This window comes from Amycolatopsis acidiphila (genome assembly GCF_021391495.1).
In the GTDB taxonomy this organism is placed as follows: Bacteria; Actinomycetota; Actinomycetes; order Mycobacteriales; family Pseudonocardiaceae; genus Amycolatopsis_E; species Amycolatopsis_E acidiphila.
Genome location: NZ_CP090063.1, coordinates 6789290 through 6813382 on the forward strand (window position 1 = coordinate 6789290; position 24093 = coordinate 6813382).

Below are 24093 nucleotides of genomic sequence, written 5' to 3' on the forward strand. Positions count from 1 at the left end.
TCGTGACACACATCAGGGATCATCGTGCTGAGACACATCCTCATGAGGGGAGCCCGGTTTGGCAGGCAGGGACTGGCGCAAGCTCGACGAAAGCGACGTCCGGGTGCGCCCAGGGCGCGGTTCCCGCCCCCGCAGCAAGCGCCGTCCCGAGCACGCCGACGCCGTCGCCGCCATGGTGATCGCCGTCGACCGGGGCCGCTGGACCTGCGCGGTGGGCGGCGATCCTGCCCAGGTCGTGACCGCGATGCGCGCCCGCGAGCTGGGCCGCACCCCGGTGGTCGTGGGCGACCAGGTGGGGATCGTCGGGGACGTGAGCGGCAAAGCGGACACGCTCGCCCGGATCGTGCGGGTCGAGGAGCGTTCCAGCGTGCTGCGCCGCACGGCCGACGACACCGACCCCTACGAACGGATCGTCGTCGCCAACGCCGAGCAGCTGCTCATCGTGGCCGCGCTCGCCGACCCGCCGCCGCGCACGGGGTTCATCGACCGCTGCCTGGTCGCGTGCTTCGCCGGCGGGCTGCGGCCGATCCTGTGCCTGACCAAGGCGGACCTCGCGGACCCGGACGAGCTGCTGGCCCGCTACGCCGACCTGGACGTCCCCGCGCTGGTCACCAGGCACGACGAGGACTCGCTCCCCCTCACCGACACCGTCAGCGGCCGGATCTCCGCCCTCGTCGGCCACTCCGGTGTCGGCAAGTCGACACTGGTGAACCGGCTGGTGCCCGCCGCCGCGCTGGCGACCGGCGCGGTCAGCGCGGTGGGCAAGGGCCGGCACACGTCCGTCGCGGCGGTCGCGCTGCCGCTGCCGGACGGCGGCTGGGTGATCGACACTCCCGGCGTGCGGTCCTTCGGCCTTGCCCACATCACCGCCGACGACATCGTCTCGGCGTTCCCCGAGTTCGCCGAGGCGGCCGAGGAGTGCCCGCCGGGCTGCGGCCACCTCGGGGCGCCCGAGGACCCGGACTGCATGCTCGACCAGGTGCCGGCAACGCGACGGCTGCAATCCCTGCGAAGGCTCCTCGCGTCCCGCGCCGGGCTGGAAACATGAGGCCCTGTTCGTCCGTGCCGTAGGCGAACCCGCACCTGAGGGGAGGGTGGCCGCGTGCTCGGCTGCTGGGCCTTCCCGACCCGGGAAAACAGCTGACGGGCGTCATCATGGGCGGCGCCTTCAACATGAGGAAATCCCTGCCGGCCGTCGGCGCGCTCGCGCTGGCGAGGGCCGGTTCGACGGCGCCGACACCGCCATCCGGATGTCCATGAACTCGGGTCCCCTCCAGGAGGAGGTCCTGTACGTGGACAACGCGACGTACATCCAGCTGCCCGGCTGACGTGGCACGGCGGCGTCGGCTATTCCATGTGCGGGTAGCCGATGCCGGTCGGCGCGTCGAAGGTCTCCTTGATCGACCGCGGGCTCGCCCAGCGCAGCAGGTTGAACATCGAGCCCGCCTTGTCATTGGTGCCCGACGCCCGCGAACCGCCGAACGGCTGCTGGCCCACGACCGAGCCGGTCGGCTTGTCGTTGACGTAGAAGTTGCCCGCGGTGAACCGCAGCGCGTGGTGCGCCTGCTGCACCGCGGCCCGGTCGTCGGCGAACACGGCGCCGGTCAGCGCGTACGGCGAGACGCTGTCCGCCTGCGCCAGGATCCGCTCGTAGTCGCCGTCGTCGTAGACGTGCACAGCGAGGATCGGGCCGAAGTACTCGGTCGAGAACACCTCGTGCCCCGGGTCCTCGGAGACCAGCACGGCGGGTTCGACGAAGTAGCCGATGGAGTCGTCGCAGTGCCCGCCGACGAGCGCGTGCAGTGCCGGGTCCTTGTCCACAGTGGACAGCAGCCGCTGGTGCTTCGCGAAGGCGCGGGCGTCGATCACCGCGCCGCCGAACAGCGAGAGGTCCGTGATGTCGCCGTACTTCACCGTGCGGGTCAGGTCGGCGAGCTCCTCGCGCATCCCGCCGTCCCACAGCGAGCGCGGGACGTACGCGCGCGAAGCGGCTGAGCATTTCTGGCCCTGGTACTCGAAGGCACCGCGGACCAGCGCGGCGACGAGCTTGTCCTGGCGGGCCGAGGAATGCGCGACCACGAAGTCCTTGCCGCCGGTCTCGCCCACGATCCGCGGGTAGCTGCGATAGGTGTCGAGGTTGTCGGCGATCCGCCGCCACAGCAGCTTGAAGGTCGCGGTGGAGCCGGTGAAGTGCAGCCCGGCGAACCCGGGGTCGGCCAGCGCGACCTCGCTCACCGCGCGCCCGTCGCCGGTCACCAGGTTGAGCACGCCGGGCGGCAGGCCGGCCTCCTCGAAGGCCTGCATCGTGTAGTGCGCGGCCAGCTGCTGCGTCGGCGTCGGCTTCCACACGACGGTGTTGCCCATGATCGCCGGGGCGGTCGGCAGGTTCCCCGCGATCGCGGTGAAGTTGAACGGGGTGATCGCGACGACGAACCCGTCCAGCGGCCGGTAGTCCATCCGGTTCCAGCTCCCCGGTACCGAGTTCGGCTGTTCGGCGAGGATCCGGCGGGCGTAGTGCACGTTGAACCGCAGGAAGTCGATCAGCTCGCAGGCCGCGTCGATCTCGGCCTGCTGCACCGACTTCGACTGCCCGAGCATGGTCGCCGCGTTCAGCGTGTCCCGGTACGGCCCGGCGATCAGGTCCGCGGCCCGCAGGAAGATCGCGGCCCGCTCGTCGAACGGCAGGTCCCGCCACGCCGGGGCGGCCAGCTTCGCCGCCTCGACCGCGTCGGCCACGTCCTGCGCCGTCGCCTGCGCGGACACCCCGAGCACGTGTCCGTGGTCGTGTGGCTGGACCACGTCGAACGCGTCTCCCCCGCCGAGCCGCCGCCGTCCGCCGATGGTCTGCGGCAGCTCGTGCTTCTCGGCCTCGAGCTCGGCCAGCCGCCGCTGCAGCGACTCGCGTTCCGCGGTGCCGGGGGCGTACGTGCGGACCGGTTCGTTGGCCGGCGTCGGCACGCTGGTGACGGCGTCCATGGGGCTACCTCCTGGCTCGTGGCCTGCCCCTTCAACCTAGAGCAGCTCCAGCAGGAACGGCAGCTCCTGCGGCGCGTACCAGGCCAGCTCGTGGTCCTCGGCCTCGCCGAGGGTGAACTCCGCGTCCAGGTCGCCCAGGTCGGCGGCGTCGATGACCGCCGCGGCCGCGCGCACGGCCTTCTCCGCCTCCTCGGTGTCCACGTGCACCGCGGCGACCTCGTCCAGCACGATCGGCCCGGACACCTTCACCACGGCGGCGTCCAGGTCGGGCCGGGTCGTGACGTTCTCCAGGTCGGCCGAGATGACCACCCGCCGCGGTGACTCCTTCTGGTCGTCGCCGATCAGGCGCAGCGACGCGCGCGCCGCGTCGAGCAGCGCCGCGTACTCCAGCTCCTCGGTGTCCCCGCTGACGTAGGACTCCCGCAGCGCCGGGGTGAGTGCGAACCCGGTACCGCCGAGCGGCTGCAGCTTGCCCTCCGACACGAGCTTGTGCAGCATCCCGATCGTCGCAGGCAGATAGACCCTCACCAGTGCGCCCCCTTCAGCTCCTCCAGCGAATCCTCGACCATCGTGGCCAGGTTTCCCACGTCCGACACGGCCTTGCGATCCCCGTTCAGTCCGAAGTAGACGTTCCCGTGGTAGGACGTGACCCCGATGGCCAGCGCCTGGTTGCGCGCCAGCGGGATCACCGGGTACATCCGGGTCATCCTCGCCTGCCCCGCGTACAGCGGCTGCTGCGGGCCCGGTGAGTTGGTGATCACCAGGTTGAAGATGCGCCCGGAGAAGGACCCGGCGGCCCGCGCCGCCAGCGAATGCATCGTCGCTGGCGCGAACCCGCCCACCTTCAGCATGGCACGGGCCGCGACCGAACGGCTGGAGTCGGTGTAGGCGCGCATCGCGTGGCTGATGTGCTGCAGCCGCAGCACCGGGTTCGGCTCGCCGACCAGCAGGTCCACCAGATGCGCCTCGACCTGGTTGTTCACCAGGCCGGCGGTGGAGAACTCGACGGTGTCGGCCTCGAGCACGGCCATCGGCACCAGGGCACGCAGGGTCGCGCTCGCGGGCACCCCCGCACCACGCGAGAGCAGCCACTCGCGCAGCGCGCCGGTGATCGCGGCGAGCACGATGTCGTTGACCGTGCCGCCGTGCTCGGCGCGGATCTCGCGGTAGTCCTCCAGCCGCGTGCGGACGACAGCGAACACCCGGCCGCCGCTGACGTGCGTGTTCAGCGGTCCGGCCGGGGCCGGGCGGACGAGCGTGCGCAGCGTCGAGGCGACCCCGCCGACGGTGTCGGCGAGCTTGTCGGCGGTCGCGGCGGCGTCGCCGACGAACGCGCGGACGTTCTCGACGAGCTCACCCGGCTGCTGCACGGTTTCGCTGATCGCGTCCAGCACCAGCTGGGTGGCCGAGGGCATCCGCCGCGGCGTCCAGGTGTCCTCGTACGGCTCGCACAGCTGCGGGGCGGTGTCCAGGATCAACTGTCCGAGCTCGACGGTGCCGACACCGTCCACCATGGCCTGGTGCGTCTTGGTGACCAGCGCGACCCGGTCGCCTTCGAGGCCCTCGACGAAGTAGGCCTCCCACAGTGGGCGCTCCTGGTCCATCGGCCGCGCCATCAGCCGGGCGACCAGGTCGAACAGCTGGTCGTCGCTGCCCGGGGACGGCAGCGCCGAGCGCCGCACGTGGTAGTTGAGGTCGAAGTCGGTGTCGTCCACCCACACCGGGCGAGCCAGATGCCCCGGCACGGCAAGCACGCGTTGCCGGTAGCGCGGCAGATAGCCGAGGCGCTGGCTCACCAGGCACAGCAGCTGCTCGTGGTCGAAGCCGTCGCGGGGCCGCTCGAACACCGCGACGCCGCCGACGTGCATCGGGGTCGCGGCCTCCTCCAGGTACAGGAACGAGGCGTCGAGCGCGGAGAGACGGTCGGGCATTGGGTCAATCTAGCGGCGACTGCTGTACTGGGCCTGTGCACGAAACCAACACTGTGTCCCCGAAGGACCGCTTCCTGACCGTCTACGGACGCAAACCGGTGCTCGAAGCGCTGGGCGACCGGGAGCTGCGGGTCGACAAGGTGATCCTGGCGGACACCGCGCGGGCGCCCGAGATCGAGCAGGCGGCGCGCCGGGCCGGGGTGCCGGTGCAGCGCGCGAGCGCGCACCGGGTGAAGGTGCTCGCGGGCAACGGCAAGCAGGACCAGGGCGTGCTGGCGGACGTCGTCGCGCCGCGGATGCGCCCGTTGTCGGCCGCGCTGTCCAGCGCGCCACTGCCCACGCGGGTGCTGGTGCTCGACGGGATCACCACGCCCGCCAACGTCGGGATGATCCTGCGCACCGCGACGGCGGCCGGGGTGGGCGGCGTGGTCGTGCCGCGGCGTGGGGTCGCGGCGCTCGATCCGCTGGTGGTGAAGGCTTCGGCCGGGGTCGCGTTCCGCGCGCCGGTGCTGCGTTGCGCGACGGCCGCGGAGGCGGCCGGGATGCTCTCGGACGCCGGCTATCGGCTGTACGGGCTGAGCGCGTCGGGCGGTGAGCAACTGTTCGAGGCGGAGCTGCCCGAGCGCGCGGCGTTCGTGCTGGGCGGCGAGACGGCGGGGGTGTCGGAGGAGGTCGCCGCGCTGCTCACCGGCCGGCTGTCGATCCCGATGCCCGGCACGGTCGAGTCGCTGAACGTCTCGGCCGCGGCGGCGGTGCTGTGCTTCGACCTGGTCAGGCGGGAAACAACGCGCTGAGCTCGGCGAGCGTGGTCTCGACCGAGGTGTGGTGGACGCCGGTCATGCCCGCCAGGACCGCACCGTCGACGTTCCGGCGCGAGTCGTCGACGAAGACGCAGGCGGCCGCGGGGAGGCCGAGCCGCTCGGCGGTGAGCAGGTAGACCTGCGGGGCGGGTTTCGCGAAGCCGACCTCGCCGGAGAAGACGAGCGCGTCGAACCAGCGGCTCAGCCGGGCCCTCGCGGTTCCGCCGCCGGCGGCGTTGGACAGCAGGGCGGTGCGCACGCCCCGCCCCCGCAGCCGGTCGATCGCCGCGAACAACCCGGCGGCGTCGGGGTCGGTGAGCACGCCCGCGTAGTCGACCACCAGCCCCGTCAGCACGCGACCGACGATAGTCGTCACCGCTTCGGGGCCTGTTGGCCCGAGCGGATCGGGCGACCGGCTCATACCGGGCGCACGATCCGATCTTCCTGGGGGACGCATGCTGGCGTTGACGCCGCTGAGAGAGTACGAGCCGTACCGTGACCTGCACCGTTTCATCGGCCGGGGCGGGCAGCTGACGCTGGACCTGCTGCCCGCGCGGCTGCCCCTCCAGCGGTCCGGCGACGGCCGGCCGCCGCTGTCGCTGTCGCACGTCCGGTCGGTGCTGAACGCCGTGCTGGAGGTTCGCACGGGGCGGCGGCCGTTGAGCCACGTACAGGGTTGGGTCGGGCCGCAGTTGCACGCACAGCTGAGCCTGTGGCCGCCCCTGAAGGACGTGCGGTTGGCCTTGAAGACCCTGCGGGGGTGTGTCGTGCCGCCTTCGTCCTACGAGGCCTCAGCCACCGCTGTGACGGCGACGCGGACGTACGCGCTGGTGTCCCGCTTCGACCTGCAGGACGGCGTGTGGCGCTGCACCCTCTTCGACCTGATCGCTCCGACCCGACAGCGGGGTTCGTGACCCGGAACCCCGCCAAGAGCGGAGGGGCCCTTCAGCGTGAAGGGCCCCTCCGGTCGTCACCTGCGGCTCAGCGGCCGCCCTTCTTGCCCTTCTTCGAGTCGGCGCGGGCGGCCGCGCGGCGCTCGCGGCGGCTGCCCGCCGCACCCGCGCCACCGCCCGCGGCGCCACCGGCAGCCGGCTTCGCCGTCGCGCCGCTGCGCTGGACGCCGCCCTGCTCGGCCGGGCCCGAGAAGGTCAGCCCGCCCTGCCCGTTGCCGTCGCCGCCGAGACCCCTGCCACGCAGCGCGGTCGGCACCGGCTCGCGGTCCGGCTCGGCCGGGGGCTGCGGCGGGGCCGGGTGCGCGTGCCGTCCGGGCGCGGCCTGACCGGCGCCCGGCAGGGCCGCCGCGGCCGCGGGCTCGACCGCCTGCTGCGGCTCCGCCTGCTCGACCTGCAGGTTGAACAGGAAGCCGACGGCCTCCTCCTTCAGCGAGTCCAGCATGGCGGTGAACATCTCGTAGCCCTCGCGCTGGTACTCGATCAGCGGGTCCCGCTGGGCGAGCGCCCGCATGCCGATGCCCTCCTTGAGATAGTCCATCTCGTAGAGGTGCTCACGCCACTTGCGGTCCAGCACCGACAGCAGCACCTGCCGCTCGAGCTGCCGCATCGCGCCCTCGCCGACGCGCGCGTCGATCTCGGCCTCGCGCCGGGCATAGGCGTCCTGCGCGTCCTCGAGGAGCCTGTCGAGCAGGTAGTCCGAGCTGAGGTCCTCGTCCTCCTCGACCAGCTCGTCCCAGGTGATCGACACCGGGTACAGCTGCTTCAGCGCGGTCCACAGCTTCTCGTGGTCCCAGTCCTCGGCGTAGCCACCGGCGGTCGCGCCCTGGACGTACGCGGTCACGACGTCGGAGAGCATGTGGTGCATCTGCTCGGAGAGGTCCTCGCCCTCCAGCACGCGGCGGCGCTCGGCGTAGATCACCTTGCGCTGCTCGTTCATCACCTCGTCGTACTTGAGGACGTTCTTGCGGATCTCCATGTTCTGCTGCTCGACCTGCGTCTGCGCGCTCTTGATCGCCCGAGACACCATCTTGTGGTCGATCGGCTGGTCGTCCGGCAGCCGCATGGTGGTCATGACCCGCTCGACCATCACCGCGTTGAACCGGCGCATCAGCTCGTCGCCCAGCGACAGGTAGAACCGCGACTCGCCAGGGTCGCCCTGACGGCCCGACCGGCCACGCAGCTGGTTGTCGATGCGGCGCGACTCGTGCCGCTCGGTGCCCAGCACGTACAGGCCGCCGGCCTCCTTGACCTCCTCGGCCTCGGCCTTCACCTCGGCCTTGACCTCTTCGAGGACCTTCGGCCACGCCGTCTCGTACGCCTCGGAGTGCTCGACCGGGTCGAGCCCGCGCTCACGCAGCCGCTCGTCGGCGATGATGTCCGGGTTGCCGCCGAGCACGACGTCGGTACCGCGGCCCGCCATGTTGGTGGCCACCGTGACCTGGCCCTTGCGCCCGGCGCGCGCGACGATCAGCGCCTCGCGCTCGTGGTACTTCGCGTTCAGTACCTCGTGCGGCACCCCGCGCTTGAGCAGCAGCTTCGACAGGTACTCGGACTTCTCGACGCTCGTCGTGCCGACCAGCACCGGCTGACCGGCCTCGTGCCGCTCCTGGATGTCGTCGGCCAGCGCCTCGAACTTCGCCTCTTCGGTCTTGTAGATCAGGTCGGTCTGGTCGTTGCGGACCATCGGCCGGTTCGTCGGGATCGGCACCACACCCAGCTTGTAGGTCTGGTGGAACTCCGCCGCCTCGGTCTCGGCGGTACCGGTCATGCCCGCGAGCTTCTGGTAGAGCCGGAAGTAGTTCTGCAGCGTGATCGTGGCGAGCGTCTGGTTCTCCGCCTTGATCTCGACGCCTTCCTTGGCCTCGATCGCCTGGTGCATGCCCTCGTTGTAGCGGCGGCCGTGCAGGATGCGGCCGGTGAACTCGTCGACGATGACCACTTCGCCGTTGCGGACGATGTAGTCCTTGTCGCGCTTGTAGAGCTCCTTGGCCTTCAGCGCGTTGTTCAGGTAGCCGACCAGCGGCGTGTTCGCGGCCTCGTACAGGTTGTCGATGCCGAGCTGGTCCTCGACGAACGCCACGCCCTTCTCGCTGACGCCGACGGTGCGCTTGCGCTCGTCGACCTCGTAGTGGACGTCCTTCTTCATCAGCGGCGACATGCGCGCGAACTCGACGTACCAGCGCGCCGACTGCTCGGCGGGGCCGGAGATGATCAGCGGCGTGCGCGCCTCGTCGATGAGGATCGAGTCGACCTCGTCGACGATGGCGAAGTTGTGCCCGCGCTGCACGCAGTCGTCGAGCGTCCACGCCATGTTGTCGCGCAGGTAGTCGAAGCCGAACTCGTTGTTCGTGCCGTAGGTGATGTCGGCGTTGTAGGCCTCGCGGCGCTGGTCCGGCGGCAGCTCGGACAGGATCGCGCCCACGGTCAGGCCGAGGAAGCGGTGCACGCGGCCCATCCACTCGGCATCACGTTTGGCGAGGTAGTCGTTCGTCGTGATCAGGTGCACGCCCTTGCCGGAGATGGCGTTGAGATAGGCGGGCAGCACGGACGTCAGGGTCTTGCCCTCACCGGTCTTCATCTCGGCGACCTGCCCGAGGTGCAGTGCGGCCCCGCCCATCAGCTGGACGTCGAAGTGCCGCTGGCCGAGGACCCGCCAAGCCGCTTCGCGCGCGACCGCGAACGCCTCGGGGAGCAGCTCGTCGAGCGACTCGCCGTCCTCGTGACGTTTGCGGAACTCGTCGGTCTTCGCACGCAGCTCGGCGTCGGTGAGGTCCTTCACCTCGTCTTCGAGGGTGTTGATGTGGTCGGCGATGTTGCGCAGCCGCTTGATCATCTTGCCCTCGCCCGCGCGCAGCAGGCGGTTGAGAACCATCCGGTCGACCTCACTAGCTGTCTTGGAAATGCGCCCAGGAGTCTCCCGGGCGGACCGTGCGCCTCCTCCATCGTAGGGAAGGTGTGCCCCGACGTGCACGCACGCCGCGACTTAGGTAGCAGGCGGACAGCAGAACGGCCCGCACGCGGGTGTCGCGCGCGGGCCGTCCGGGGGCGTGCGGGGGCTCAGCCCAGCCGGATCACGCCGTAGTCGAAGCCTTTCCTCCGGTACACGACGCTGGGGGTGCCGGCGTCGGCGTCGTTGAAGAGGTAGAAGTCGTGTCCGACCAGTTCCATCTGGTAGAGGGCCTGGTCGACGGTCATGGGTTCAGCGGGATGGTGCTTCTCGCGCACGACGCGGCCGGGCTGGTGTTCGGCCATGTCGTCCCAGCGCTGCATGGGCAGGTCGAGCGACTCGGCATCGAGCTCGACGGCTTCGACGGGCGCGGGCGCTTCGAGCACGGCGGTGCTCGTGGCCGGCTGGCTGCCGCTGGCGGGCGCGCCGACGGGCGTCGGTGAGGTCGCTTCGGCGACGGATTCCGGGCAACGGCGCCCGTAGTGGACACGGCGGCGGTCGGCCATCCGGCGCAGCCGGTTCTCGAGCTTGCTCACCGCGGCGTCGAGTGCGGCGTAGAAGTCGCCGGCGCATGCCTCGGCGCGGACCGCGGGGCCCTTGCCCTTGCCGGTGATCTCCACGCGCTGGCAGCTCTTGGACTGCCTGCGGTTGGGCTCGTGGAAGAGCTCCACGTCGTAGCGGAAGACCTTCTTGTCGTAGCGCTCCAGGCGCATGAGCTTGGCGCTCACGTGCGTCCGGTAGTGCTCGGGCACCTCCACGTTGCGACCTTTGACGACGATGTCCATACACGACCTCCCTGGCTCCTGGTGAATTTCGAGCTCTTCGGACTTCGATGAGGGCGCCGACGCAAATCCCGATTGGGATGTTCTTTCAGCCTCCCGTCGGCACCAGGGTCATCGGCTGTTCACCTCCCTGCCGCGGAATCGCTATAGCGGTGCACGTTAGCCCCGTAACGCGCATCACAAAACCCCCCGAGCCGGGGGATGTCACAGAGCGGGAAACAGTCACCGTGCGCGTCCGGAAGCAGGCGCATGGGGCCGCGTTCAACCCCGATCGGAGCAGTGCGGGGATGCGCTTTTCACCTTGACACGCAAAGATTTCCGAGCATTCGAGGCTCGTCGTGACAGCGTGCTGCCCGAGGCGGCCCACCCCGGCGGGCTCTTGCGCCGGCGGCGGTTCTTCGCTTGACGGCCTCATACCTGGACAACGGAACCGGCGGCGCCGCCGTTCCCCGCGAATGCACCTGTGTGGGTGAATGCTTTGGATCTTCGCTGGTGGGCGGTCCGGAGAAAATTGTCGGTGGGGCCGGGCAGGGTGCGGGGCGTGGGACTGCTCGAGTTGTTGTTGCCGGCGACGTGCGCGGGATGCGGCGCGCCGGGTGCCGCGTGCTGCCCGGACTGCGTGGCGCTGTTCAGCAGGCCGGAGCGGGTCGCGCGCGGACCGACGCGGGCCGCACCGGTCTACGCGCTGGCCCGGTACCGGGACACCGCGCGGCGGCTGGTGCTCTCGTACAAGGAGCGCGGGCGGCGCGACCTGGCTGTTCCGCTGGGTGGCGCGCTGGCCGCGGCGCTGCCGTACCTGCCGGAGGCGCAGCCGGACGCGGATGGCACGTGGTGGCTGGTGCCGGTGCCCTCGCGCCCGGTCGCGTCCAGGACCCGCGGCGGTCCCCACCTGCGGCGGCTGGCACGAACCTGCGCGGCGGCCATGGCGGTGCAGGGCCAGGCGGCGGCCGTCGCGCCTGCCCTGCTCCTCGCGACGGGTGCGAAAGACGCGGTGGGCCTGAGCCGCGACCAGCGCGCGGCGAACCTGGCTGGGCGCTTGCGCCTGGACCCGCGCGGCCTGCCACCGCCAGGCACCCCGGTCGTCCTGCTGGACGACGTGATCACCACCGGCGCGACGGCGGCCGCCTGCATCGCGACGCTGGCCGGGGCGGGGTATCGGGTGGAGGTGGTGCTGACGCTGACAGCAGCCGGCTAGGAACCGGGGTGGCTGTGGGACGCCCGGGCTGGACCACTGGCGAGGCGCGGTGCGCGGCAGGCCCACCCGCCCCAGGCGGGGCGGGGCGGGGCCGGGCAGCCACCCCGCGTCAGGCGGGACGGCGGCGGAGGCGGGGGCGGACGGCAGCCACCCCAACCACCACCAGGGACCAGCCCAGGTAGAAGGGAGACTCCTCGCACCCCAGCGAGGGCGGGCGCGGGCGCGGACGCCACACCTCGCCGACAGCCAAGGCCGTCCCCAGGCCACCCGCCCCAGGCGGAACGACGCTGTCCCCAGCCCGCCCCGCGTCAGGCGGGACGGCGGTGGGGGCGGAGGCGGACGGCAGCACCCCGCATCAGACGGAACGACGCTGTCCACAGGCCGCCCGCATCAGGCGGAACGACGCTGTCCACAGGCCGCCCGCATCAGGCGGAACGACGCTGTCCACAGGCCGCCCGCATCAGGCGGAACGACGCTGTCCCCAGGCCACCCGCCCCAGGCGGGACGGCGCCCGGGCAGGCCACCCGCGCCAGGCGGAACGGCGGCGGCCGCCGAGGTGCTTGCACACACCAGCCACCGCCACCACCGACTCAACCCGGATAGAAGGGAGACACCTTCGCACCCAGCGAGTGCGGATGCGGACGCCACACCTCGCCGACATCCGAGGCCGTCCACAGGCCGCCCGCGTCGGCGACCACGATCGGCCTGCCGGGCGCCGCCGTGATGGCGTACACCGGCGGGGTCAGGTTCGAGCTGTTGAACGTGTCCATTCGCAGCCCGTCGATGGGCACCTTCACCACCGGCTGCGACGGCATCGTCGTGGCCGCCACCAGGCTGTCCTGGCTCAGCCAGTCCACGTCGACCACCCCGGACAGCGTCCCGGTCTGCAGGATCCGCGGACTCCGCAACGTCACCGCGTCCTGCGTCCGCACCACCGACGCCACCAGCAGCTGCCCGTTCACCACCAGCGCGGCCCTGGCACCGTCCCTGGACAGCCGCAGCACGCTGATCGGCCCGACGGTCAGCACCTCCTCGGCGTTGACCGCCTGCCCGGTCCACCCGCCGTCCGAGGTGCGCAGTACCCGCACGACCGACGAGCCGTCGACCACGGTCCACACCTCGCCCGCTGTCCCGTCCGCCGTCGCCGTCGGGCGCCAGGTCGGTCTGGTCAGCGTCCCGCCGAACAGGTTCACCTGCTGCGCCGCCGAGCCGAACGCGCCGATCCGGAGCTGCTGGCGGCCGTTGGCGTTCTCCACGATCGCCAGCTGCCGCCCGTCGATGGACTGCGCCGCGCTCACCACCTGGTACACGCCCTGGCCCGCCGACCCCGGCACCGCGGAACCGTCGGCGAGCGAGCGCACCCGCCCGTTGACCACCATCAGCCCCGGCTGGTCCGCGCCCGGCGAGGCCAGCGAGGTGTACGACGGCACGTCGCTCGGCAGCCAGTCCTCGTGCCCGTCGACCAGCGCGTTGCCGTCCGAGAGCAGCCGCACCCGGTTCGTCGTCACGGCCTGCAGGGACAGCACTATCTGCGCCGCGATGAGCTTCTTGACCTCCGGGGTCTGATCACCGACCCCGGTCAGCGGCACCATCAGCGCCCCGTCGGGTGTCGTGGTCACGTTGCCCTCGATGTTCGCGTCCTCGGGCAGCGGGCTGCGCACCGCGCCGACCAGCTGGTCCGACGGCCCGGACAACAGCAGCGAGACCACCCGCGCGGGCAACCCGAGCTGCGGCTTCCCGGCCACGTACCGCAGGTCGGGCACGATCGTGTTCGAGTCCTGCGCGAAGAAGTACACCGGCACCCGCACGTAGTTCGCGGTGAAGGCGCTGTAGGGCATCACGATGTTGGCCGGCGGGTTCGTCACCCGCCACTGCCCGTCGGACTGCTTGCGCACCAGCAGCCGCAGCTCGTAGGACGTCCTCGACGGGATGAACGAGCTGTCCGCCCCGAGCATGCCTAGGTTGGTCCCGCGCACGACGACGACCACCTCGGTGGGGTTCGCCGGCAGGTCCGAGCCCACCGCGTACACGGTGTTGAACTGGTCGTCGATGACGTTCATGACCTTGCCCGGCTGCCACGCCTTCGCCGCGGCGTCGTCGAGGTAGGTCCTGGCCGCGGCGTTGTTGCTCACCGGCTGCGCGCTGGCCTGCACGAAGTCGCGCGCCACGGTCAACGGGTCGATGTCGCGGGGCGGCTGCTGCACGTCGGGGTTGGCGATCTGGCCGAGCTCCTGCTGCTGCACCGCGACCGGCTGCGACTCCTCGGGGACGGTCGCGCAGCCGACGAGCAGCAGGGCGCTCGCCAGCACCGCGAGCAACCGCGGTCTGCTCATCGGACGTCCTCCTTGCGCAGCTCCGGCACGACGATGCTGTAGTCGGCGCCGGAACCGATGCTGGCCTGTCCGTTGACGGCCTCGCCGCCCGGGGGTATCAGCGGCAGCGGGAACTCCTCGAACGGCCGGCCCTGGTGCCGCGGCAGCGTCAGCCGGAAGCACGCGCCGAACCCGGGCGCGCCCCACGCCTCGAGCAGCCCGCCGTGCAGGCGGGCGTCCTCGTGGCTGATCGCGAGCCCGAGCCCGGTGCCGCCGGTGCGCCGGTTGCGCGACGGGTCCGCCCGCCAGAACCGGTTGAACACCAGGTCGGCCTCGCCGGGCCGCAGGCCGACGCCGTAGTCCCGCACGGTGATCGACACCGCCTGCTCGTTGGCGGCGAGGGTCAGGTGCACCGGCCTGCCCTCGCTGTGGTCGACGGCGTTGGCCAGCAGGTTGCGCAGGATGCGCTCCACGCGGCGCGCGTCGATCTCGGCGGCGGTCTCGCCCTCGGGCAGCTCCAGCTCGACCGCGCTGCCCGCGTTGCCCGCGATCACGCGCACCTGCTCGACCGCCCGCCGGGCGATCGGCCCCACGTCGATCAGCTCGGCCGAGAGCTCCTCGACCCCCGCGTCGAGCCTGCTGATCTCCAGCAGGTCGCCCAGCAGGGCCTCGAACCGGTCGAGCTCGTCGACCAGCAGCTCCGTCGAGCGGGCGAGCCCGGCCGGGAACTGCTCGCGGGACGCGTGCAGCACGTCGGCCGCCATCCGGACGGTGGTCAGCGGCGTGCGCAGCTCGTGCGAGACGTCCGAGGTGAACCGGCGCTGCAGGGTGCCGAACTCCTCGAGCTGGCGGATCTGCCGCTGGATGCTCGCGGCCATCTCGTTGTACGACAGGGCGAGCCGCGACAGATCGTCCTCGCCCGTCACCGGCAGCCGTTCGTCGAGCTCGCCACCCGCGAACCGCGCGGCGGCGGCCGCGGCCGAGCGGACCGGGCGCACGACCTGCCGGGTGACGATGTTGCTGATGCCCGCGAGCAGCATCAGCAGCACCAGCCCGCCGACGAGCAGCGTGTTCTGCACGGTCTGCACCGTGTTCTGCTCCGCCGTCATCGGGAACAGCAGGTAGAGCTGGATCGGGCGACCGGTACTGGCCACCGGCGCGCCGACGACCAGGTAGGTCGTGCGCGTGCCGCCGTCCTCCACCGTGTGCGTCTGGTAGGCGACCTGGTTGGCCTCGGCGAACCGCTCCAGCCCCTCCGGCACCTTCCAGATCGGGCCAGCCGAGTCCGGCGAGCCGGTCCCGCCCGCGGTGAGCACCGGCTCGAACGCACCCGCGGCCGAAGCACCCGAGCCCTGGTCGTCCGAGGATGTGCTGGTGATCTTCTTCAGCACGTTCTGCAGCCGGTCGGGCAGCGCGTCCTGGTCGCTCAACCCGACCAGCTCGCCCTCCGCCGTCGCGACGACCTGCAGGGTCTGCGCGACCGCGGCCTCGCGCTTGGTGTCGGTGAGCCGGGTGATGATCTGGTTCTGCAGCACCATGCCCAGCACGAAGACCACCGCCGAGGACAGCGCCAGCGTCGACGCGGTCACCCGGAACTGCAGGGACCGGCGCCAGAGCACGCCCAAGGCCACCAGGCGTCCGCGGCCGTGGGCGCCGACGCGACGGGCGAGCCGCAGCACCCTGAATGCGAAGGCGATGATCTTCTGCTTCATGTCCGGTTTACGGCGGGCCGGCCTTGTAGCCCACGCCGCGCACCGTCAGCACGACCTCGGGGTGCTCCGGGTCCTTCTCGACCTTCGAGCGCAGCCGCTGGACGTGCACGTTGACCAGCCGGGTGTCGGCGGCGTGCCGGTAGCCCCAGACCTGTTCGAGCAGCACCTCGCGGGTGAACACCTGGCGCGGCTTGCGGGCCAGAGCCACGAGCAAGTCGAACTCCAGCGGGGTCAGCGGGATGGCCTTGCCCTCGCGGGTCACCTCGTGGCCGGGCACGTCGATCGCCAGGTCACCGATGGTCAGCGACTCGGCGGGCTCGGCCTCGGTGCGGCGCAGGCGGGCACGGACCCGGGCGACGAGCTCCTTCGGCTTGAACGGCTTCACGACGTAGTCGTCGGCACCGGACTCCAGGCCGAGCACTATGTCGACGGTGTCGCTCTTGGCCGTCAGCATGACGATGGGCACGCCGGACTCGGCGCGGATCGCCTTGCACACGTCGATGCCGTTCATCCCGGGCAGCATCAGGTCCAGCAGGACCAGATCCGGTTTCAGGTCTCTGAGCGCGGGCAGCGCGCGAGAGCCGTCGGCGACGACGGCGGTATCGAATCCCTCGCCACGGAGCACGATGGTGAGCATCTCTGCGAGCGCAGGGTCGTCGTCGACCACCAGGACGCGTGCCTTCATGACCACATATTCGCACTACGGACACCGTTCGTGACTCCCGACCCGGTATCCGATGGCAAGATCGATGCAGCTTAGCCCGGATGGACCAGTAACCGGGCCAGTTCGGTGGCGTCGGAACCGGCAGTGCCGTCGACCACGTGCCAGCGTGAGAGCCAGGCCCCGGCCGCGAGCTGGTCGTACACCCGTGCGCAGCGGACCTGGAGATCGTCGTCGGATTCGAAGGCGTCCTTGGCCCGGTCCGCGTCGGCCTTCGCGCGCCGCTCGGCCCGCTCCGCGGCGACCTCGGGACTGACCCGGAGCAGGATCTGCGCGTCCGGCACCGGCAGGCCGAACCGGGCGATCTCCAGCTCGCGCACCCACCGGACGAACTCGCCGTGCGCGTCCTGGTGAAGGCGGGCGGCGCCGTAGGCGGCGTTGGAGGCGACGTACCGGTCGAGCAGGACGAAGTCGGAGAGCGCCATGTCGTTCGCGATGACGTCGCGGGCGCCGCGGCGGTCGAGCGCGTAGAGCAGGCCCATGCCGTAGACGGAGTCGGCGAGGTCGCCGTGGCCGCGGTGCAGTGCCTCGCGGACCAGGTCGGCGTGCACGCTCTCGCCGTAACGGGGGAAGGCCAGTGTCGTGACGCTCCTGCCCAGGTTGCGCAGGGCCTTGGTGAGCGCCTCGGTGAGCGTGCGCTTGCCCGCGCCGTCGAGGCCCTCGATGACTACCAGTCGTCCCACGGTGGGGAGGGTAACGGGGCTGGTCAGTGCACCTCGAGGCCGTGCGCCTTGGCGGCTTCGGCCTGCCGCTGGTCGCGAGTGACCAGCGCGACCGGTTCGCCGGAGGTCAACGGTGCCGTTTCGTGCAGCGCGACGGCGAGGTGGATAGCGTCGAGCGTCCGGAGGGGATGGTTCTCGGTGACCAACCGCCGCGCCGCGGGCATGATGCGAGAAGCGACCAAGGGGATCAGTCCGAGCAGGCCGGATCGTGCGTCCTCGTCGAACTGGTCGAGGAACGCGCGTCCGTCGGGGATCCGCCCTGCCCGTTTGGCCGCAGTGACCGCGCTGGCGAACTCGACCCTCGTCAGTTCGCTCGTCAGCACCCGGTTCTTCCCGGAGAGCAGGAACTCACGGAGGGCAGCGTGCTCGGGTTCGTCGGCGAAGTACGCACTGACGACAGCGCTCGTGTCCGCGTAGACAGCGCTCACCACTCGCCTCGCGTCCAGTCCAGCGCTTCGCTCACGGACGTGCCCCAGCCCGCCGACATCCGCTCCAGCTCGTCGTGTCCGAGCGCGGCTCCGTCCGGCTCGAAGGTGACGAGCTTGCCTTCGGCCACCAGCCGCCGGTGCCACTCCCGCGGCGGCTCTGGCTGATCGACTCCGGCGCGCAACCACTCGGCCGCCAGCTCGTTGACGCTGCGCCCTTCGACCTCGGCTCTCGCCTTCAGCCGGGCGTGCAACTCCCGGTCGATGCGAAGGATCAATTGCTGCTTCACACCGCGATGCTATCACCAGCAACCGTTGTGATAGCACCGCAGTGGAACGGGCTGCCTCAGTAGCGGTAGTGCTCCGACTTGAACGGGCCTTCGACATCCACGTCGATGTACTCGGCCTGCTCCTTCGTGAGTTTGGTCAGCTCGCCGCCGAGGGCGTGCAGGTGGATGCGCGCCACCTTCTCGTCCAGTTTCTTGGGCAGGCGGTAAACCTCGTTGTCGTATTCCTCGTGTTTGGTGAACAGCTCGACCTGCGCGATGACCTGATTGGAGAAGCTGTTGGACATCACGAACGACGGGTGGCCGGTCGCGTTGCCCAGGTTCAGCAGCCTGCCCTCCGACAGCACGAGGATGCTGTGACCGTCGGGGAAGGTCCACTCGTCGACCTGCGGCTTGATGTTCGTGCGCCGGATGCCCGGGTACCGGGTCAGCCCGGCGATGTCGATCTCGTTGTCGAAGTGGCCGATGTTGCCGAGGATCGTCTGGTGCTTCATCCGCGCCATGTGCTCGGCCATCACCACGTTCTTGTTGCCGGTCGTGGTGATCACGATGTCCGCCACGGGCAGGGCGCTCTCCAGCGTCAGGACCTGGTAGCCGTCCATCGTCGCCTGCAGCGCGCAGATCGGGTCGATCTCGGTGACGATCACCCGCGCGCCCTGGCCGGACAGCGACTCCGCCGCACCCTTGCCCACGTCGCCGTACCCGCACACCACGGCGACCTTGCCGCCGATGAGCACGTCGGTGCCGCGGTTGATGCCGTCGATCAGCGAGTGCCGGATGCCGTAGCGGTTGTCGAACTTGGACTTGGTGACCGAGTCGTTGACGTTGATCGCCGGGAACAGCAGGTTGCCGGCAGCCGCCAGCTGGTACAGCCGCAGCACACCGGTGGTGGTCTCCTCGGTCACGCCGAGCACGCCCGCCCCGATCGCGGTCCACTTGCCCGGCGCCGCGGCGAGCGACTCCTTCAGCAGGCCGAGGAAGACCTTCCACTCGTCGGAGTCGTTCTCCTCCGGCGACGGGACGACGCCGGCCTTCTCGTACTCCGTGCCGCGGTGCACGAGCATCGTCGCGTCACCGCCGTCGTCGAGGATCATGTTCGGACCCTCGCCGTCCCAGGTGAGCATCCGCTCGGTGCACCACCAGTACTCCTCGAGCGACTCGCCCTTCCAGGCGAACACGGGCACGCCCTTGGGCTCCTCGGCGGTGCCGTGCGGGCCGACCACCACCGCCGCGGCGGCGTGGTCCTGCGTGGAGAAGATGTTGCACGAGGCCCAACGGACCTCCGCGCCCAGCGCGACCAGGGTCTCGATCAGCACCGCGGTCTGCACCGTCATGTGCAGCGATCCGGAGACGCGCGCCCCGCGCAGCGGGTACACCTCGGCGTACTCACGGCGCAACGCCATCAACCCCGGCATCTCGTGCTCAGCCAGCCGGATCTCCTTGCGGCCGAACTCGGCCAGCTCGAGATCGGCCACCGCGAACTCCACCCCGTTGCGGGTGTCGTGCCGCTTGGCAACGCTTTCGGGGGTCATAGGGCATTTCCTCCATGGATCGGTGACACCTGAACAGTACCGTTGTCGGTTCATTCCGTTACACCCTCGCGAAGGAGACAGCCACGTGCCGATCCCTGGCCCGGAAACCCGGATCGTCGAGCTGCGTGTACCCGGCGTCACCGGCACCACCGGGGAGGCGCTGCTGGACGCGGTGAGCACGGTCGAGGTCGCGGGTGACGGGGTGGGACGGGTGATCCGCCCGTCCGACCGGTTGCGCCGCCCGGCGCCGGGCCCGGTGCTGCAGGCGCTGGGCCGTTCGGTGCCGCGCACCCTCGAGGGCTACCTGTGGGGCTCGATGACGTCCGGCGGCGCCGCGAAGGCGACGTGGGCGTTGTTGTTCCCTTTCTCACTCTCGAATGTGGCCCATTGGATGCTGCCGCCGGTCCCGGAGGGCAGCCGCGCGGCCGCCGCGCTGGGCGTCGTGTGCCGGGGCCTGCTGCGCATCGCCGGGCTGCTGCTGACGATGCTGCTCGTCGGGCAGCTCGCGGTGATCGCGCTCGACCTGTTCGCGACGCAGTGCCTCGCGCCCGGTTCGGCCTGCCTGCCCGCGGTGCCCGAGCGCCTGCGGGAGCTGACGGTCCTGCGCACGGTCGCCGGACTGGTGCCGCTGGCGCTGGTGATCTTCGTGTTGTACCGGGTTTCCGGCACCCGCTGGAACGTGACCTGCGAGGACATCTCCGCCCGGCGCGGTTCCCTGCCCGGTGACACCGTGCGCGGCGGGACCGATTCGCCGGCACTGCGCTGCCTGCACACGGTGGGCGCGCTGGCCACGGTCGCGCTGCTGGCACTCGGCGGCCCGTTCCGGGTGCCCGGCGCGCTGCCGGAGCTGGTGGTCTGGATCTGTGCGCTCGCGCTCGTGCTGACGACGCTGCTCACCGCCGCCGCCGGGGTCCGCTCGCTGCACCGATGGGCGCGCCGGAGCGTACTGGCCTTCGCGATGCTGGTGCCGGGCGCGGCCGCCGCGTTCCGGCCCGAGCTGCCCGCCGGTTCGGACGCGACCGTGCAGGCACTCGGCGGGGTGTCGCTGGTGGTACTGGCGCTGTTCGCGCTCCTGCTCGTGCCGGCCGCGCTCCTCGCCCGGCGCACCTGGCGGGACCAGCCGAAACGGCTGCGCCCGTGGCTCGGCGGCTGGGCAGCCGCACCGGTGCTGGCGCTGTCGGTGCTGCTCGGTGGCGGGTTCGGCGCCGGGCTCGCGATCGCGCTGCGGCGCCTGGCCGGGGCGTCGGCGCTGCGGCTGCCGGACAGCTACACCCCGGTCACCGTGCTGTGGGGCGGCGGCCTGCTGCTGGCCGGGTTGCTGGCGCTGATCGGGTTCGCCGTCGCCGTGCCGCTGCGGCGGCGTCGCCGCGGAGTGCCGGAGATCGTGCGGATGCTGCAGGACAACAGCGGTGACGAGAAGGCCGCCGCGGCCGCGTGGGCGCGGTCGGCATGGGAACGACGGCACCTGCACCACCTGGCGTTCGGGGTGATCTTCGGGATGTCCGTGGCCGCGGCCGCGCTGCTCGTGGCGCAGTTCGGCTTCCACGTCAGACCGGGCTGGCTCGACCCGCTGTCCGCGCTCGGGGTGTTCACCCTGGGCGCGATGGCCGTCGGGCTGCTGCGCGTGGTCTACACCGCGGCCACGAAACCCGGGCGCAACCGGCACCTCGGCGCGCTCGCGGACCTCGTGTGCTTCTGGCCGCGCGCGGCGCATCCGGCGGTGCCGCCGTGTTACGCGCTGAAGGTCGTGCCCGAACTGGCCGCCCGCGCGAAGGAGCACCTCGCCGAGCCCAGCACGCGCGTCGTGCTCGGCGGGCACAACGTCGGCAGCCTCCTCGCGCTGATCGCCACCGCGCGGCTCGTGCACGGCCTGTCGGAGAGCGAGCGTGAACGCATCGGCCTGCTCACCGCCGGTTCGCCCTTGCAGTGGGGCTATCAGCGAGCGTTTCCGGCGGTGCTGCCGCAGGACACGCTGGCCGCGTTGTACGGCGAGCTGAACGGCCGGTGGCGTGGCCTCGCCCGCGGCACCGACATCTTCGGCGGGGGCGTCACGACGTGGCGGCACGAGGTCGTCGACGGCGAGCTGCGCGGCATCGGGTTCCTGCCCACCGGCGAGGTCGGCGAGGTGGGTCCCGCCCTGCCCGGCCCGACCGGGGCGCTCGTCCTGGGCGGGGACCACTGGCTGCCCGATCCGATCCGGAACACCCCCGGCACCCACCGCTGGGCGGCAGGCGTGCTCGGGCACGGCGACTACGAGATCGACCCGGAATGGGACCGAGCCGTGGCGATGGCCGCCGGGCTCGAGTTCTCCGACCGGCCCTCGACGCGGCCGTTCGGCGAGCAGGTGCCGTTGTTCCCGGACCTACCCCGGTTCAACCTGAACCTCGCCCGGTGATCCAGAGTGGGACCATGCGCATCGGTATCGGCATCCCGAACACCGTTCCCGGCACGACCGGCCCCCTGATCCTGGACTGGGCGCGGCGCGCGGAGGAGCGCGGCTTCGCCTTCGTCTCCACGATCGGCCGCGTCGGCTACCCGTCGTACGACTCGCTGACCGCGCTCGCCGCCGTCGCGGGCGCGACGAGCAGGATCGGCCTGGTCACCAACGCCGTGCTGGGCCCGACCTACCCCGACGCGGTGCTCGCGAAGATCACCATGACGGTCGCCCAGCTGTCCGGCGGACGGCTCACCCTCGGCCTCGGCGTGGGCGCCCGCGAGTCCGACTACCTGCCGGCGGAACGCGAGTTCGCCGGCCGCGGCGCGGCGTTCGACCGGCAGCTGGAGCTGCTGCACCGGGCGTGGCGGGGCGATCCCGTCGCGGCCGGGGACTTCCCCGGCGAGCAGCGCCCGGTCGCCCCGCCCGGCGCGGACATCCCGGTCCTGATCGGCGGGCACGGCAACCGGGCCGTGCGCCGGACCGCCCGGTGGGGCGCGGGCTGGACGGGCGCGGGCGGCGGCCCGCGGCGGGCCGAGCCGACGATCAAGGAGATCCGGCAGGCGTGGCAGGACGCGGGCCGCGAGGGCGAACCGCGCCTGCTGGGCCTCGCCTACTTCTCCACCGACGACAGCAAGGCCGACGAGTCCGACCGCTATCTGCGCTCGTACTACGCCTACGCGGGCGACCACGCGAACACGATCGCCGAGGGCGCGGTCCGCACCCCCGGCGAGATCCGTGGCATCCTGCGGGACTTCGAGGCGGTCGGCATGAACGAGCTGACCTTCACGCCGACGCTCGCCGACGTCGCCGAGGTGGACCGGCTAGCCGACCTGCTCCGCTGAGGCGCGCTTGCCCAGCAAGGAGTGCCGGCGGCCGTAGGAGAAGTAGATCACCACGCCGACGATCATCCAGGCGACGAACCGGAGCCAGGTCAGCACGGTCAGGTTCAGCATGAGCCACACGCAGGCCAGGATCGCCAGGATCGGGATCAGCGGTACCGCGGGCACCTTGAACGCGCGCGGCAGCTCCGGATGCGTCCGGCGCAGCACCAGCACACCGGCGGAGACCAGCACGAACGCGAACAACGTGCCGACGTTGACCATCTCCTCCAGCTTGTCGGCCGGGAAGAAGGTCGCCGCGGCCGCGACCAGCACGCCGACCAGGATCGTGGCGCGCGCCGGGGTGCCCTGCTCTCCGGTGCGCGCGAGCTTGCGCGGCAGCAGGCCGTCGCGCGACATCGCGAACAGCACCCGGACCTGGCCGAGCATCAGCACCATCACGACCGTGGTCAGGCCCGCGAGTGCGCCCACGGAGATCACGTTGGCGGCCCAGTCGACGCCGTTGGCGGAGAACGCGGTGGCGAGCGTCTTGTGGCTGCCGTCGCCGGCCTTCGTGGCGAGCTCGGTGTAGGGCACCATGCCGACCACGACGAGCGAGACGGCGACGTACAGCACGGTCACGATCGCCAGCGAGCCGAAGATGCCGCGGGGCACCGAGCGCTGCGGGTTCTTGGTCTCCTCCGCGGTGGTGGCGACGATGTCGAAGCCGATGAACGCGAAGAACACCAGCGAGGCACCGGCCAGCAGGCCGAACGCGCCGAACGAGCTGCTGCCCACGCCCGCGACGAGCGAGAACAGCGACTGGTTCACACCGGTCTCGCCGGAGCTGGAGTCCGCGCCAGGCGGGATGAACGGGTGGTAGTTCGCGCCCTTGATGTAGAAGATGCCGAGCACGATGACGAACAGCACGATCAGCACCTTGACCGCGGTGATCACCATCGACACGCGCGAGGACAGCTTGGTGCCGATCGCCAGCACGACGGTGAGCACGGCGACGAGCAGGAGCGCACCCCAGTCCACCTGGAGGCCGCCGAGGGAGAAGGTCGTCTTCGCGCCGTCGCCGAAGAGGTAGCCGAGCACGGTCTCCAGGTAGACCGACCAGCCCTTGGCGACCGCGGCCGCGCCGACGGCCAGCTCCAGCACCAGGTCCCAGCCGATGATCCAGGCCATGAACTCGCCGAAGGTGGCGTAGGAGAAGGTGTAAGCGCTTCCCGCGACGGGCACCGTGGAGGCGAACTCCGCGTAGCAGAGTGCGGCGAGGCCACATGCAATCGCGGCGAACACGAACGCGAGCGAGACCGACGGCCCGGCGTAGTCGCCCGCGGTGCGCGCGGTGAGGGTGAAGATCCCCGCCCCGATCACGACCGCGACCCCGAAGACGGTCAGATCCCACGCGGAGAGGCTGCGCCGCAACCTCGTTTCCGGCTCATCGGTGTCCTTAATGGACTGCTCGATGGACTTCGTCCGCCACAACCCGTTGCCTGGCAAGGTCGCTCCTCCCGGTGCCCCTGGATCTCAGGTC

At 71.3% G+C, this 24093-nt stretch carries 20 protein-coding genes; 6 read left to right on the top strand and 14 right to left on the bottom strand.

Translation table 11 applies throughout. The features are described from left to right. The first annotated feature begins 58 nt into the window (after positions 1 to 58). Positions 59 to 1048 carry a ribosome small subunit-dependent GTPase A gene (rsgA, locus tag LWP59_RS33180; RefSeq protein WP_144643047.1) on the top strand — a complete coding sequence of 330 codons (990 nt, stop codon included), beginning with the start codon at positions 59 to 61 and terminating at the stop codon, positions 1046 to 1048. 299 nt (positions 1049 to 1347) lie between these two features. Here rsgA and pruA read toward each other — a convergent pair whose 3' ends face one another. From pruA to LWP59_RS33195, 3 genes are read right to left on the bottom strand one after another with little or no spacing between them, the layout of a single operon-like run. Continuing rightward, positions 1348 to 2976, bottom strand: coding sequence for an L-glutamate gamma-semialdehyde dehydrogenase (pruA, locus tag LWP59_RS33185; RefSeq protein ID WP_144643046.1), 1629 nt, complete (start codon positions 2974 to 2976; stop codon positions 1348 to 1350). A 36-nt stretch (positions 2977 to 3012) separates the two neighbouring features. Continuing rightward, on the bottom strand, positions 3013 to 3504 hold the full coding sequence (locus LWP59_RS33190; RefSeq protein ID WP_144643045.1) for a DUF6912 family protein: 492 nt from the start codon (positions 3502 to 3504) through the stop codon (positions 3013 to 3015). Beyond that, positions 3501 to 4907, bottom strand: coding sequence for a WS/DGAT/MGAT family O-acyltransferase (locus tag LWP59_RS33195; protein WP_144643044.1), 1407 nt, complete (start codon positions 4905 to 4907; stop codon positions 3501 to 3503). The genes LWP59_RS33190 and LWP59_RS33195 overlap by 4 nt, the downstream gene beginning before the upstream one ends. A gap of 35 nt (positions 4908 to 4942) precedes the next feature. Between LWP59_RS33195 and LWP59_RS33200 the strand changes: the two genes are divergently transcribed. Further along, the gene (locus tag LWP59_RS33200) at positions 4943 to 5701 is read left to right on the top strand and encodes a TrmH family RNA methyltransferase (RefSeq protein WP_144643043.1); all 759 of its coding nucleotides are present in this window, start codon (positions 4943 to 4945) and stop codon (positions 5699 to 5701) included. Here LWP59_RS33200 and LWP59_RS33205 read toward each other — a convergent pair. Next, positions 5679 to 6062 carry an HAD-IA family hydrolase gene (locus LWP59_RS33205; RefSeq protein WP_144643042.1) on the bottom strand — a complete coding sequence of 128 codons (384 nt, stop codon included), beginning with the start codon at positions 6060 to 6062 and terminating at the stop codon, positions 5679 to 5681. The two genes, LWP59_RS33200 and LWP59_RS33205, sit on opposite strands and share 23 nt — an antisense overlap. A 100-nt stretch (positions 6063 to 6162) precedes the next feature. Here LWP59_RS33205 and LWP59_RS33210 point away from each other — a divergent pair, with 100 nt between their 5' ends. Next, complete coding sequence (locus LWP59_RS33210) at positions 6163 to 6621, top strand: Rv3235 family protein (protein WP_186383445.1); 459 nt, start codon at positions 6163 to 6165, stop codon at positions 6619 to 6621. Between the two features lie 67 nt (positions 6622 to 6688). On the opposite strand, the gene secA is transcribed toward LWP59_RS33210, so the two are convergent. Together secA and hpf are read right to left on the bottom strand one after the other, a co-directional pair. After that, positions 6689 to 9532 (bottom strand): preprotein translocase subunit SecA, encoded by a 2844-nt coding sequence (secA, locus tag LWP59_RS33215; protein ID WP_144643040.1) that lies wholly within the window; start codon positions 9530 to 9532, stop codon positions 6689 to 6691. Positions 9533 to 9717: 185 nt separating this feature from the next. Then, complete coding sequence (gene hpf, locus LWP59_RS33220; protein ID WP_144643039.1) at positions 9718 to 10392, bottom strand: ribosome hibernation-promoting factor, HPF/YfiA family; 675 nt, start codon at positions 10390 to 10392, stop codon at positions 9718 to 9720. Positions 10393 to 10936: 544 nt separating this feature from the next. On the opposite strand from hpf, the gene LWP59_RS33225 reads away from it, so the two are divergent. Next, complete coding sequence (locus LWP59_RS33225) at positions 10937 to 11584, top strand: ComF family protein (RefSeq protein ID WP_229857694.1); 648 nt, start codon at positions 10937 to 10939, stop codon at positions 11582 to 11584. 590 nt (positions 11585 to 12174) lie between these two features. Here LWP59_RS33225 and LWP59_RS33230 read toward each other — a convergent pair. The 7 genes from LWP59_RS33230 to ahcY form a co-directional block, all read right to left on the bottom strand. Then, complete coding sequence (locus LWP59_RS33230; RefSeq protein ID WP_144644331.1) at positions 12175 to 13917, bottom strand: LpqB family beta-propeller domain-containing protein; 1743 nt, start codon at positions 13915 to 13917, stop codon at positions 12175 to 12177. Further along, a complete protein-coding gene (mtrB, locus tag LWP59_RS33235; protein WP_144644329.1) occupies positions 13914 to 15608 on the bottom strand; it encodes an MtrAB system histidine kinase MtrB in 1695 nt (564 codons plus the stop codon). Before mtrB ends, LWP59_RS33230 begins: the two co-directional genes overlap by 4 nt. Before the next feature lie 7 nt (positions 15609 to 15615). After that, complete coding sequence (gene mtrA / locus LWP59_RS33240; RefSeq protein ID WP_144644326.1) at positions 15616 to 16293, bottom strand: MtrAB system response regulator MtrA; 678 nt, start codon at positions 16291 to 16293, stop codon at positions 15616 to 15618. Positions 16294 to 16364: 71 nt separating this feature from the next. Continuing rightward, positions 16365 to 17012 carry a dTMP kinase gene (locus LWP59_RS33245; protein WP_144644323.1) on the bottom strand — a complete coding sequence of 216 codons (648 nt, stop codon included), beginning with the start codon at positions 17010 to 17012 and terminating at the stop codon, positions 16365 to 16367. Positions 17013 to 17035: 23 nt separating this feature from the next. Next, positions 17036 to 17479: a type II toxin-antitoxin system VapC family toxin gene (locus LWP59_RS33250; RefSeq protein ID WP_229857668.1), complete on the bottom strand. Its 444-nt coding sequence runs from the start codon at positions 17477 to 17479 to the stop codon at positions 17036 to 17038. Then, on the bottom strand, positions 17476 to 17766 hold the full coding sequence (locus LWP59_RS33255) for a toxin-antitoxin system HicB family antitoxin (protein WP_144644317.1): 291 nt from the start codon (positions 17764 to 17766) through the stop codon (positions 17476 to 17478). The genes LWP59_RS33250 and LWP59_RS33255 overlap by 4 nt, the downstream gene beginning before the upstream one ends. A gap of 56 nt (positions 17767 to 17822) precedes the next feature. Next, the gene (gene ahcY, locus LWP59_RS33260; RefSeq protein ID WP_144644313.1) at positions 17823 to 19295 is read right to left on the bottom strand and encodes an adenosylhomocysteinase; all 1473 of its coding nucleotides are present in this window, start codon (positions 19293 to 19295) and stop codon (positions 17823 to 17825) included. 91 nt (positions 19296 to 19386) lie between these two features. On the opposite strand from ahcY, the gene LWP59_RS33265 reads away from it, so the two are divergent. Then, positions 19387 to 21690 carry a hypothetical protein gene (locus LWP59_RS33265; RefSeq protein WP_144644340.1) on the top strand — a complete coding sequence of 768 codons (2304 nt, stop codon included), beginning with the start codon at positions 19387 to 19389 and terminating at the stop codon, positions 21688 to 21690. Between the two features lie 14 nt (positions 21691 to 21704). Then, positions 21705 to 22574, top strand: coding sequence for an LLM class flavin-dependent oxidoreductase (locus tag LWP59_RS33270; protein WP_144644311.1), 870 nt, complete (start codon positions 21705 to 21707; stop codon positions 22572 to 22574). On the opposite strand, the gene LWP59_RS33275 is transcribed toward LWP59_RS33270, so the two are convergent. Continuing rightward, complete coding sequence (locus LWP59_RS33275; RefSeq protein WP_144644308.1) at positions 22554 to 24059, bottom strand: amino acid permease; 1506 nt, start codon at positions 24057 to 24059, stop codon at positions 22554 to 22556. The two genes, LWP59_RS33270 and LWP59_RS33275, sit on opposite strands and share 21 nt — an antisense overlap. Positions 24060 to 24093 lie beyond the last annotated feature (34 nt).